The organism is Streptomyces sp. NPDC087422 (genome assembly GCF_044744145.1).
Lineage (GTDB): Bacteria > Actinomycetota > Actinomycetes > Streptomycetales > Streptomycetaceae > Actinacidiphila.
The window spans coordinates 106,836-119,066 of sequence record NZ_JBIUXT010000002.1 but is presented as its reverse complement, the minus strand read 5'-3'; the positions used below and the strand labels follow the sequence as shown (position 1 = coordinate 119,066).

The 12,231-nt window shown below is 72.3% G+C and carries 11 protein-coding genes; 8 read left to right on the top strand and 3 right to left on the bottom strand.

The window, feature by feature from the left end:
- Positions 1–86 precede the first annotated feature (86 nt).
- From ACIO6U_RS06385 to ACIO6U_RS06360, 6 genes are all read left to right on the top strand, one after another.
- A complete protein-coding gene (locus tag ACIO6U_RS06385; protein WP_355346989.1) occupies positions 87–590 on the top strand; it encodes an ATP-binding protein in 504 nt (167 codons plus the stop codon).
- A gap of 369 nt (positions 591–959) precedes the next feature.
- Positions 960–1,703, top strand: coding sequence for a peptidase (locus tag ACIO6U_RS06380; protein WP_391162263.1), 744 nt, complete (start codon positions 960–962; stop codon positions 1,701–1,703).
- Positions 1,704–1,829: 126 nt separating this feature from the next.
- Positions 1,830–3,191, top strand: coding sequence for a beta-xylosidase (locus ACIO6U_RS06375; protein WP_401716070.1), 1,362 nt, complete (start codon positions 1,830–1,832; stop codon positions 3,189–3,191).
- A gap of 315 nt (positions 3,192–3,506) precedes the next feature.
- On the top strand, positions 3,507–4,646 hold the full coding sequence (locus ACIO6U_RS06370; protein WP_401716067.1) for a WxL protein peptidoglycan domain-containing protein: 1,140 nt from the start codon (positions 3,507–3,509) through the stop codon (positions 4,644–4,646).
- A gap of 1 nt (position 4,647) precedes the next feature.
- Positions 4,648–5,913 (top strand): hypothetical protein, encoded by a 1,266-nt coding sequence (locus tag ACIO6U_RS06365; RefSeq protein ID WP_401716065.1) that lies wholly within the window; start codon positions 4,648–4,650, stop codon positions 5,911–5,913.
- Entirely contained in the window at positions 5,910–7,268 is a 1,359-nt protein-coding gene (locus ACIO6U_RS06360; RefSeq protein ID WP_401716062.1) for a hypothetical protein, read from the top strand. The genes ACIO6U_RS06365 and ACIO6U_RS06360 overlap by 4 nt, the downstream gene beginning before the upstream one ends.
- Before the next feature lie 279 nt (positions 7,269–7,547).
- Here ACIO6U_RS06360 and ACIO6U_RS06355 read toward each other — a convergent pair whose 3' ends face one another.
- Together ACIO6U_RS06355 and ACIO6U_RS06350 are read right to left on the bottom strand one after the other, a co-directional pair.
- Entirely contained in the window at positions 7,548–8,099 is a 552-nt protein-coding gene (locus tag ACIO6U_RS06355; protein WP_401716060.1) for a hypothetical protein, read from the bottom strand.
- Positions 8,096–9,217, bottom strand: a complete 1,122-nt coding sequence (locus tag ACIO6U_RS06350) for a helix-turn-helix domain-containing protein (RefSeq protein WP_401716058.1) — start codon at positions 9,215–9,217, stop codon at positions 8,096–8,098. Before ACIO6U_RS06350 ends, ACIO6U_RS06355 begins: the two co-directional genes overlap by 4 nt.
- Before the next feature lie 242 nt (positions 9,218–9,459).
- Here ACIO6U_RS06350 and ACIO6U_RS06345 point away from each other — a divergent pair, with 242 nt between their 5' ends.
- A complete protein-coding gene (locus ACIO6U_RS06345; RefSeq protein WP_188285980.1) occupies positions 9,460–10,134 on the top strand; it encodes a response regulator transcription factor in 675 nt (224 codons plus the stop codon).
- Between the two features lie 12 nt (positions 10,135–10,146).
- On the top strand, positions 10,147–11,415 hold the full coding sequence (locus ACIO6U_RS06340; protein WP_391051534.1) for an ATP-binding protein: 1,269 nt from the start codon (positions 10,147–10,149) through the stop codon (positions 11,413–11,415).
- A 129-nt stretch (positions 11,416–11,544) separates the two neighbouring features.
- On the opposite strand, the gene ACIO6U_RS06335 is transcribed toward ACIO6U_RS06340, so the two are convergent.
- Positions 11,545–12,111: a GtrA family protein gene (locus ACIO6U_RS06335; RefSeq protein ID WP_355347007.1), complete on the bottom strand. Its 567-nt coding sequence runs from the start codon at positions 12,109–12,111 to the stop codon at positions 11,545–11,547.
- Positions 12,112–12,231 lie beyond the last annotated feature (120 nt).

Here is a 12,231-nt window from a genome sequence, read left to right as displayed (position 1 = left end):
TTGGTGGGCTCCCAGACGTGTTCCCGGAGATCGACCGGGAAGAAGACCGACGGACACCTGTTGGACATCCGTGAGGTGAGGCGCTGATGAGCACCACCCGGCCTTACGCTGCGGACGACCGCGGCTCGGACTCGGGCGAGGGTGAGTCCGACGTGTCGGCGCCCGAGCGGGCCGGTCCCGACGAACCGGTGCGGAAGCTGGCGCTGTCGGGCGAGAGCGGCATTGTGCCGCGCGCCCGTGACTTCACCCGGCAGGCACTGCGCGACTGGGGCTGGCTGCCCGCCGCGAGCGCGGACCGCAGAGCCGCCGCCGAGGACGTGCTGCTGGTCGTCTCCGAGCTGGTCACCAACGCCTGCCTGCACGCGGGCGGCCCCGACGAGCTGCGGCTGCGCCGCAACCCCAAGTCGCTGCGTCTCGAAGTCGTCGACAGCGGCCCCGGCGAGCCGTCGCCCCGTACCCCGCACCGCGCGGGCCGCCCAGGCGGCCACGGCATGTTCATCGTGCAGCGGCTCTGCCTCGACTGGGGCGTGATCCGCGAGGCCGACCGGCCGGGCAAGACGGTCTGGGCGGAACTGGCCGCACCGGCCTAACCGCGACGGCCGCCGCCCGGCGGCCACGACCGGACCTCTTCCGGTCGCGGCGGATCGTTCCGTACGGCCGCGCCCGTACGCCCGCCCTGACGCGTTCCCGTCCGCGCACGCGTGCTTCCGTACGCGCGCGCTCGCCGTCTGTGCGCCCGAGCTCGCCCTCCTCCGCGCGCGTGCTTCCGTACGCGCACGCACGCCTGCTCCCGTACGCCCACGCGCTTCTCCGCGCGCCTGCGGGTCCGCCTTCGCGCGCCCGGTTTCCGTCGGTGCGACGCCTCTCTTCCCTCTCCGACCTCACCGGCGTACCCTCACGCCAAATCTGATGTGCCGTCAGATCTGCCGGTGCGGGTGGCGGCGGAGGGAGATGGGCCGATGAGCAGGACCAGGGCGGGTTTCGTGGTGGCCGGGATAGCGGCGGGGGCGGTCGTCATGACCGGCGCCCCAGCCGCGCAGGCGGCCACGGTGAACGTCAACTACCACTGCAAGACGCCGATCGGCGACAAGAGCGCGGTCTCGCCGATCGACATCGCGGCCACGCCCAGCGGTTCGTCGTACCGCCTGAAGATGACCTTCCAGAAGGGGGTCTCGTCCAGTCCGATCGAGCTGGGCAAGGGGGCGATGAACCCGCACGCGACGATCTTGCTCGGCGGCGCGGACAGCGGTTCGCTCACGGTGACGGGACCGTCCAACCCTGCCCCGATCCCGGCCAACACGCCGATCAAGATCACCGATCTGTCGGGCACGTACACCCCGAAGGCGAGCGGCAAGGTCACCTTCACGCCCGGCGTGCTGACCATCCTGGCGCTGGGCACGACGACGACCTGTACGGCCGATCCCAAGCCGGGGGTGTCGCTCACCCTCACCGTCAAGGCGGCGGGCGGATCGAGCGGTTCCGGCGGGTCGAGCGGTTCCGGCGGGTCGAGCGCGTCCGGCGGTACGACGGGCTCCGGCGGCTCGTCGGGTTCCGGCGGTACGAGCGGAGGTTCGAGCGGCAACCTCGCGCAGACCGGCTCCGACGACGGCGTGGTCGCCCTCGGCACCCTCGGCGGCACGGTGCTGCTGTTCGGGGCCGGTGGCGCGCTCTGGCTGACCCGCCGCACCCGGCGCCGCGTCTGACGATCTGACGGATCGTCACATACGGTCGGCGCTCTCCATTGACTTCTCCTGACCGCCCGGCCTCAATGGCCACCGTCGGCGCGGGAAATGGGACGCCGCGTCACGAATACGGATCAAGGGGACGATATGAACGCTCATTCGCGCAGGGCGCCGGGCCGCCGAGGTCCACGAAGACCAGCCACCGTCGCGCGCCGGCTCGTGGCGGTCGTCGGTACGGCGGCGCTCGTCGTCGGCGGCGGGACGGTGCTCGCCGCCTCGGCGCACGCCAACACCCCGGTCGACTTCGCCACGCACTGCGTCCCGCCGGCCGTCGCCGGGCTGCCGCCCATCGACGGCACGTCCACCGCCACGGTCACCGTGGACGACGCGACGCCGAAGGTCGGCGACACCGTCCACGTCACCTACACGCTCAGCCGGGCCGCGGCGAGCAACCCGACCGACATCGCCCTGCCCGCCGACGTGGTCACTCCGCACGCCGTCGTGGTGCTCGGCGGTGCGCAGACCGGCGCCGTCACGGTGGACGGCCCCAAGAGCAACCCGCCGATCCCCGGCAAGGGCGCCTTCCCCGCGCTGGTCATGCACGGCAGCTTCACCGCCACCGCGGCGGGCACGATCACGCTGTCGCCCGGCGACTACACCATCCACACCAGCTACATCCTGGAGCTGGACACCGTCTGCACCGTGGCGAATCCGCCCGCGCCGGTCTCCGAGACGGTCACGGCGAGCGGCTCGGTGCCGACCAACAACCGTGCCATCGCACTGGGTTCGGCGTCCGGCGACCGGGGTGCGGCGGTGAGGGTGACCGGCAGCCACTTCACCGAGGGCGCCACCGTCACCATCGCGGGCCGCTCCGGCGCCGACGAGACGGCCGACCGTACGACGGCCACCGCCGACTCCTACGGCGGCTTCACGGCGTCGCTCACCGTCAACGACCCCGCGACCACCGGGATCGTGGCGTACGAGGGCGGCGCGTACGACCCCGCGACCGCCGCCGGGCCCGCCGCGTACACCGTCACTGACAACACCCCCGTACCGCCCGGCGCGCAGAAGGTCACGGCGTCGGTCGTCCCGGGCACGCTGTCGATGACGCAGGCCGGTGACACGGTCACGATGACGCCCGTCGACTTCGGCGCGGGCGGCACGTCCAGCGGCGCGCTCAGCACCGTCACCGTCATGGACTTCCGCGGCGGCTCCACCGGCTGGTCGCTCACCGGCAAGGTCAGCGACTTCACCGGCCCGGACGGGTCGCGGATCGGCGCGGACAGGCTCGGCTGGACACCCGCCTGCGCGACCGCGACGGGCAGCCCGAGCAACTGCGTGGCGGGCAGCGCCGGTTCCGTCGGCAGTACGGGAGCCACCCTGGCCTCCGCGCCCGACGCCACCGCGACCGGCGGCGAGTTCACCGTCGACGCCGGTCTCTCACTCGACATTCCGCGGTTCAGCCCCGCCGGAACCTACTCGGGAGTCTTGACCCTGACTCTGATCTGACGCACAGTCAGATACTGCTGCCGACCGAGGGAGTTGACGAGGATGTCGTGGTCGCGAGCACGGTCGTGGTCACCGCCGCCGTCCCGGTCCCGCCCGCGCGCCGCCCGGGTCGGGGCCGACGCGCGGACGCGTACGCGGATACGCGTGCGGCCCCGTCCGCCGCTTCCGGACGTGCTCGCGGGCACACCTGCGGGGACACCCGCGGGCACACCTGCGGGCACGCCTCGGGGCGTACTTCCTTGCGGACGGGCGCGGGCGCGGGCACGGTCCGCGGCGGCCACGGGCCTGCGCGCGCTCACTGCGACCGGGGCCGTGGTGGCGGTCGGCCTCGCCGCTCTCCTCGGTCCGGCGGCGGGACCGGCCGGCGCCGCCGACAACGGGCGCTGGTCGGTCTTCCCCGCCCCCGCCGCGGGCGCCGCCGACCCCAGTGCCACCGGCCAGGAACGGCAGTTCTTCACCCTCCAGGCCGACCCCGGCACCACCGTCAAGGACAAGGTGTCGGTCTCCAACCTCTCCACCGCGCCGATGACCTTCAGGCTCTACGGCGCCGACGCGTACAACACCCCGCGCGACGGCGGCTTCGCCGTCCGGGGCCCCGACGAGACCAACCGCGACGTCGGCACCTGGATCCGGCTCGCCAAGACCACGCTGACCGTGCCGCCGCGCACCCGCGCCGACATCCCGTTCACCCTCGCCGTCCCGGCCAACGCCTCGCCCGGCGACCACCCCGGCGCGATCGTCGCCCTGGACACCCGGACCGACGAGGGCTCGGGCAAGGTCGCGGTCGGCGTGCGCCGGGCGGTCGGCGCGCGCGTCTACCTGCGGGTCGGCGGGCCGAGCCTGGCCGCGCTCTCCGTCGAACACCTCACCGTCAGCCACGGCGACCCGCTGCTGCCCGGCACCGGCAGCACGGCCGCCACCATCCACTACACGCTGGTCAACCGCGGCAATGTCACCCTCTCGCCGCGCCTGGCCGTCAAGGCCACCGGCCTGTTCGGCCGCACCCTGCTCAACCGCCCGGCCCGCGACCTGCCCCTCGAACTCCTGCCGGGACAGCAGGTCAGCCTCACCGAGAAGTGGGCGGACGCCCCGGCCTTCGACCGCGTCTCGGTCCGGCTGACCGTCAGCACCGCGACCGGCGGCGTCGACGAGCGCGGCACCGCCTCGTACCTCGTCGCACCCTGGCTCGCGGTGGCGCTCGTCCTGGCCGGACTCGCGGTGTCGGCCGCCTGGTACGTACGCCGCCGGCGGTCGCGGCACCCGGCGGCGGAAGCCGCTGAGGCGGCGGCATCTGGCGCAGGGCCGGACGCTTCGGATACGTACACGGGCCCCGGTCCGCGTGCGGGCACGGGCGCGGGCGGGGACACCGACACGGACACCGCCTCAGGTGCGGATACGGGCGCGGACTCCGGGCCCGGCACCGCCGTCATCGGCGCGCCGACGGGCGGGAGTTGACGTGCGGGCGACGCGAAGCGGGCTTCTGGGACGGCGGTTGGGCTTCGGGCGGCGGGCACGGCTCCGGCGGCCGGTCCTCGCCTTCGTCACCGCCCTTGTCCTGACGGCCGGTTCGGCCGTCGCGGCACCGGCAGCGCTCGGCGTGCCCGCCGACTCCGCCGTACTCCGCGCGCCCGCCGCCGCGCCGACCGTCGTGGCGCACCCCGGCGCGGCCCGCCCCGGCGGCGATGTCACCGTGGCCGGCGCGGGCTGGAAACCCGGCACCCTGCTGGCCATCCTGCTCTGCGGCCAGGACGCGATCGGCGGCACCAACTCCTGCGCCAACGCCTCCGGCCGGGCCGTCACCACCGACGCGGCGGGGAAGTTCAGCCGCCGGCTGCCGGTCGTGGCGCCGCCGAAGCCGTGCCCCTGCGTCATCCACGTGTCCACGGTGACCGGTGAACAGCTCACCGTGGACGCGCCGTTCACGGTCACAGGACACCCCACCGCGCCGCTGCCCGCGCGGACCGGCACCGGCAGGCTCGCCGTACTGACCGCGCGGCTGCGCGGCGGCGGCGGACTGCTCACCTGGTTCGGCGCGCCCGCGCACCGCACGCTCGTGTTCACCGTCGGCAATCTGGGCTCGGGCGCCGTCAAGGACCCGGCCTTCGACATCGGCGCCTCGCACGGCGTCTACGCACCCCAGTGGGACCGCCAGCAGTGGCACGGCACGGTCGCGCCCGGCGGGAAACAGCGGATCGGCTTCCCGGTGGAGCTGGGCTCCGGCGCGCACGGCGCGTACACCGTACAGATGCGCTACGGCGGAAAGGTGCTGGTCACCGAGGCGTGGTCGGTCGGGCGGCCGTGGGGCGTCACCCTCTTCTGGATCCTGCTCTTCCTGGTCGTCCCGGCCGCCGTCTTCCGGCTCGGGATGCTGGCGGTCGACCGGCTCAGGCCCGGCGCGGTGGCCGCCGTGCCCGGCGGGCGGCCCGCGTGGCACCCGGCGACCGTACTGGCCCACCTGCCGCTGAAGGCCGCCGTCCCGCGCGGACGCCACGCGCCGCCCGGACCGCCGCCACCCGCCTCCGCGCCCCCGCGGCCCTCGTACGCGCCGGACGCGGGCCCGCTGCCCTGGTTCACCCACGGCGCCCTGCCCGCCCTGCGCGGCTCCGTGCCGCCGCGCTCTTCCGACTCCGGCTCCGGGCCCGGGTCCGGCTCCGGCTCCGGGTCCGGGCCCGGCTCCGACGAGAGCCCCGCCCCGAGCCCCCCTTCGAAAGGAAGCCCGTGACCATACGACGAAGCGCGTCCGCGGCCGTGGCCGCCCTGCTGCTCGGCGGCGGATCGGTGCTGATGACCGCGGGGGCCGCGCACGCCGCGGAATCCGACTTCGCGACCAGGTGCGTGCCCCCGGCCGCGTCAGGACTCGGCCCCATCGACGGCACCACCAAGGCCGACATCACCGCACCCGCCACCGCCAAGGTCGGCGACACGGTCACCGTCACCTGGAAGACCGTCCAGGCCGCCTCCAAGAACCCCGACATCATCGACCTGCCCGCCGACAAGGTGCAGCCGTCCGGCAAGGTCACCCTCGGCGGCGCCCAGACCGGCACCCTCGACGTCCAGGGACCGCGCCGGAATCCGGCCATCCCCAAGAACAGCGAAATGAAGCTCTCCGACATGACCGGCACCCTCAAGCTCACCAAGGCCGGTGACATCACCTTCTCCCCGGGCGCCTACACCATCAACGTCAGCTACCCGATCTCCACCGACACCGTCTGCACCCCCACGGCCGCCGTGCCGGTCGCCACCACGATCAAGGTGACGGAGGGGGACGCGACTTCCGGCGGTACGACGACGGGCGGCACGACGACCTCGGGCGGTACGACCACCGGGGGCACGTCCGGCAGCACGTCCGGCAGCACGTCCGGCAGCACGTCCGGCAGCACGTCCGGCAGCACGTCCGGTGGGACAGGCGGCGGGACGGGCGGCACCTCGTTCAAGGGGACGTCCGTGGACGTGCCGTACGCCTGCAAGACGCTGATCGGTGACAAGTCGGCCACCTCGAAGGTCGAGATCGACGCGGCGAAGGCGTCCTCCGGCTACGACCTCACCGTGAAGTTCGGCAACAGCGTGATGGACAGCCCGAGTCCGATCAGCAAGGGCATGATCACACCGAGTATCACCGTGCTGCTCAGCGGTGCCCAGACCGGCTCCCTCACGCTCACCGGCTCCCCGAACAGCACCGCCTTCGCCCAGAACGCGCCCATCACCATCGACGACATCAAGGGCCGCTTCGTGCCCGGCAAAACCGGCAAGGTCGGGCTGAGCCCCGGCACTCTCGTCATCAAACTCACCGACGGCGGCACCGCCGTCGCCACCTGCACGCCCACGAAGGCCGCCCCGGTCTCCCTCACCCTCGACACCACCGCCGCCCCCGGCGGCGGCACGACCGGCTCCACGACCACCGGCTCCACGACCGGCGGTTCGAGCACGACCGGCTCCACCACGGGCGGCGACCTCGCCGCCACCGGCTCCGACGCCAACGGCCCCCTCCGCGCCCTCGGTTACGTCGCCGCCACCGCCCTCCTCCTCGGCGCCGCCGTCCTTACCTTCACCCCCTGGCGCCGCTTCCTCCGCCGCTGACCCGCGCAGGACAGGCCGCGACACCAGCCGGGCGACGGGCTGTTGTCGCGGCCCGCGGGATCACGTAGCGTCGGCCGACGTGAACACCGGACCGGCGCTACGGGCGGCTGTGTGAGTGCGCCGTCGAGTACGACTTCAGCGGCGAGGGTGTCGCAGGCGGTGCTCGAACAGCTGGGAACACGACTGTGCCGACACGTCGTCGAACGATCCGGCCGATTCGGTTGTGACTGCCCGTCAAGCGAGGTTCCGCGGGAGCGCCCGCTGGAGTTTTCGTCCCGGTCAGGTGGGATCAAGCAGTCCTTCGGCTCTGGCCCACTCGATGAAGTCCGAGCCGTCGCACGGCAGAAACGCCTCCGCGTCCCGTAACGCGTCGACGACCGCGCAGGCTTGGTGCTCCGTGAGGAGGCCGCCGCGCAGGCCGTGGCAGATCAGTTGGAGCGTAGTCGAAACCGGTACCCCATGGGCGATCGCGACGTTCCGACCGGCCCGGTCGTCGATGACGGCGGTGCACCCGTGTAATTGGGCGTAAGCGAGAGTGGCTGCTTCACCAAGGTCCTTGGTGTCTCCCGTGCCGCCGCCGAGACGGTTGTGGAACGCACTGAACAATGCGAGGAATTCCAGCGAGTCGTCGTTGGATTCGGTCAGCCACGCCTGGGCTCCCACCAGGTGCAGACGGCTGTGGCGGGCGGCTCCGCGCCGGATCTCGTGCGCGACGGCGTTGGTCAGCAGGCAGGTTCGGCCTTCGACGAGTTTGGCCAGCACCTCCAGTTGACCGGAACGGGCGAAATAGTTCAGCGGCGAGCTGTCGAACACCAGGCTCGTGTCCGTCATGGCAGGAAGGCTCCGACTTCCCCGCGCAGCGCCTCCAGCGGAACCGGGTGGGGCTGGCCGAGGTCTTCCCTGTGCAGTTGCTTGTCCCGGATGATCTCAAGGGAGCGGGTGGCGGAGATCTTGTAGGTCCGGTAGGCGTGCACGGCTGCCGCTCTGACACCGGTGGGCACATGGCCCTCGGGCAGTTCTTCCACGACCTGTATCCCCGCCTCCATGTAGTCGGCGCGCGTGGGTGAGCTTCGATCGAGGCTGCGGTACTCGTCGCTGTCGATCGCTTCGTAGCCGCGCAGTTGGCGCAGGGCCACGGACCAACTCACCCGGTACTCGGCTGCCAGGACGATGACGGCCGGACGCAGTCTGTGCTCCTCGCGCAGTTGCCGGTAGCGGTCGGTGGCACCAGGCGGGAAGAGGAGGGCTGCGGCGAAAGCGTCGATGGCACGTTCGTGGTCGCTGGTGTCGACGCCCCAGTCGGCGGAGTAGGCGTCGGCGAGGATGTGGTGCCCGAATTCATGGGCCAGGGTGCTGCGTCGTCGGCCCGCGTCCAGGGTGCTGTTGATGACGGCGACTCCGAGGTCGCCCAGGGCCGCGTAGCACCCATCGACCCCCTGCGGCCCGATCGGGGCGGACCAGGCGTAAAGACCTGTCCGCTCCACACAGTTGGCCAGGTTCAAAAGCGGCTTGCCGGGGTCTGCTCCCAGCCGGGACCGGGCATCGCTCGCGGCCGCGAGGACGGCCGGGGCGTCGTCGGCGGTGAAGGGATCGACCGGTTCACCGCGGCTGGCCGTCCCGAGGGCCGCGGCGTCGACCAGCGTACGCAGATCACGCAGACAGTCCTCCAGTTCGTACTCGCCTGCTCTGTCGTCCCGCTGCGTCGGCTGGGCACGCCTGCTGGCCACGACCGGCGGGGGTGGAGTGACGAACCATGACAGGGGCCGGTCCAGCGCGGTACCGATGGCCGCCAGTTCAAGCGAGTTCAGCTTTCTCCCGCCGACTTCGATCTTCGCGATGGCGGACCGGTCCATGCCGGTGGTCTCCGCCAGTTGTTCCTGGCTGAAGCCACGGACGGACCGTGCCTCTGCGACTCTCGCGCCTACGTCGGCCCACGTCCACTCATCCATTGTTCCAATATCGCACAACGCGAAGGGCTGAAACCAGCGGGCGAGGCCCACCGGCCGGGAGCGCCGGCCCTTTCCGATGTGATGCGGTCCCGCTCGCGCGTTCCTCTGCCGTCTTCGCCCCTCGTCGTAAACCCTCCTGCGGCCCCCGGAATCCGGCCGCCGCAGGGGGCGCGGCGGGTGGCGTGGGGCGGCTCTTCGTACCACCGCCTCCCCGGCGCCCGGTGCGGACTACCATCAAGCCCATGACCCGCGTACTTCTCGCCGAGGACGACGCATCCATCTCGGAACCGCTCGCGCGCGCACTGCGCCGAGAGGGCTACGAGGTCGAGGTGCGCGAGGACGGACCCACCGCTCTGGAGACGGCACTGCTCGGCGCCGTCGATCTGGTGGTGCTCGACCTGGGCCTGCCCGGCATGGACGGCCTCGATGTGTGCCGCAGGATCCGTACCGAGGGACACACCTTCCCGGTGCTGGTCCTCACCGCGCGGGCCGACGAGGTCGACACCGTCGTCGGCCTGGACGCCGGCGCGGACGACTACGTCACCAAGCCGTTCCGCCTGGCGGAGCTGCTGGCCCGGGTGCGGGCGCTGCTGCGCCGCGGCACCACCGAGTCCACCCAGCCCGCCACCCACGGCGTCCGGATCGACGTCGAGTCGCACCGGGCGTGGATGGGCGACGACGAGCTCCAGCTCACCGCCAAGGAGTTCGACCTGCTGCGCGTGCTCGTACGTGACGCGGGCCGGGTCGTCACGCGGGAGCAGCTCATGCGCGAGGTCTGGGACACCACCTGGTGGTCCTCGACCAAGACGCTGGACATGCACATCTCGTGGCTGCGCAAGAAGCTCGGCGACGACGCGGCCAGCCCCCGCTACATCTCCACCGTGCGCGGCGTCGGCTTCCGGTTCGAGAAGAACTGACACGCTGGCTCCATGCGCCGCCGTCTGATCTCCTCCACGCTGGCCGTGGTGCTCGTCGTGATCGCCGTCTTCGGGATCTCGCTGGTCATCGTGGAGACCCGGACGATCGAGAGCAGCGCCCAGGAGAGCGTGGACTCCGAGGCGGTGCGCCTGGTCGGCATCGTGGAGAACCGCATCCTTGCGGGGGAGAGCATCACCGCCAAGGGCCTGGACCGGCAGATCGCCGCCGACCGTTACGCGGTGGTGCAGGTGCCCGGCCACCCCGAGGTGACGCTCGGCGACAAGCCCAAGGGGCGGGTGCTGGCGTCCCGGCAGTCCGGCGGCCACGGCGAGAAGGTGCTGGTCGAGGAGCCGCGCTCCAAGGTCAGCCAGGAGATCGGCCGCACCCTGCTGGTGATCCTGGCGGTCGCGCTGCTCGCGGTGCTGGCCGCCGTGATACTGGCCGTCCTCCAGGCCCGCCGGCTGGTCAGCCCGCTCACCGATCTCGCCGAGACCGCCGAGCGGCTCGGCTCCGGCGACCCGCGCCCCCGGCACCGCCGCTACGGCGTCCCGGAACTGGACCGGATCGCCGACGTCCTGGACGCAAGCGCCGACCGGATCGGCCGGATGCTCACCGCGGAACGACGGCTCGCGGCCGACGCCTCCCACCAGCTCCGTACGCCGCTGACCGCGCTGTCCATGCGGCTGGAGGAGATCGTGGCGACCGCCGACGACCAGGAGGCAGTCAAGGAGGAGGCGACGATCGCGCTCGGCCAGGTCGAGCGGCTCACCGATGTCGTGCAGCGGCTGCTGACCAACGCCCGCGACCCGCGCAGCGGCTCCGCCGTCGACTTCGACCTCGACGAGGTGATCAAGCAGCAGGTCGAGGAGTGGCGGCCCGCGTACCAGAACGAGAACCGGACCATCGCGCGCTCCGGCACCCGGGGGCTGCGCGCGGTCGGCACCCCCGGCGCGGTCGCGCAGGTGCTCGCCACGCTGATCGAGAACTCGCTGATGCACGGCGCGGGCACCGTCACCCTGCACACCCGCGTCACCGGCAACCAGGCCGTCGTGGAGGTCACCGACGACGGGCAGGGCGTGCCGCCGGACCTCGGCGGGCGGGTCTTCGAGCGGACGGTCAGCGGGCGCAACTCCACCGGGCTCGGCCTCGCGGTCGCCCGCGACCTGGCGGAGGCGGACGGCGGACGGTTGGAACTGCTCCAGCAGCGGCCCCCGGTCTTCGCGCTCTTCCTGTCCCGCGAGATCCCGTCACCGCCGCCCCGCGCGGACGTCGTGAGCTGAGGACGTCGTGAGCTGAGGACGTCGTGAGCTGAGGACGTCGTGAGCTGAGGACGCCGTGAGCTGAGGCGGCCGGAAGAGAAGCGGCCCGGTCGAGCGGGACGAGATGCGGCTCGCCGGAAGAGAAGCGGCTCAGTTGAAGCGGTCGTCTTCCCTGGCCGCCGCGGCCTGCCGGGCCCTGACAGCGGCGCTGGCGGTCGCACCGGACGCCTTCGGCCCCTTGCCGTCGGCCAGGAACGCCTCGGCCTGCTCCACGGCCTCGCGCGCGGGCAGCGCCCGGAAGACCCAGGTCCGGTAGGACCAGAAGCGGAAGAGCGTGGCCACGCCGATGCCGACGAATTTGAAGATGTTGGCCTGGAGCGAGCTGTCCCAGCCGAAGCCGTACACCGCCGTGTAGAGCACGCCGTTCTCGATCACCAGGCCGATGGCGCTGAAGAAGAGAAAGAGGCTGAGCTCCTTCGTGCGGCCCGCCTTGTCGCGGTCACGGTAGGTGAAGTACCGGAAGCCCACGTAGTTGAAGGCGATGGACACCACGGTCGCCAGGATGCTGGCCCGTACGGTCTGGAGCTCGGTGCTGTGCCGCACCAGGTTGAACACCCCGATGTTGACCAGCACACCGGCGGCGCCGACGACCCCGAACTTCGCGATCTCGCGGTACAACAGCCGCAGTCGGGAACGCAGCTCTCGCAGTCCGCTCATGGTGATCGCTCGGCCCTGTCTGTGGAAGGTGGGGGGCGGGTGCCGTCATGGGTGGGAACGGGGTGGAATCCGCTGAGAAACCGGGTGCCGAGGGGGCACGGTCGGTGCCCCTGCGTGTCG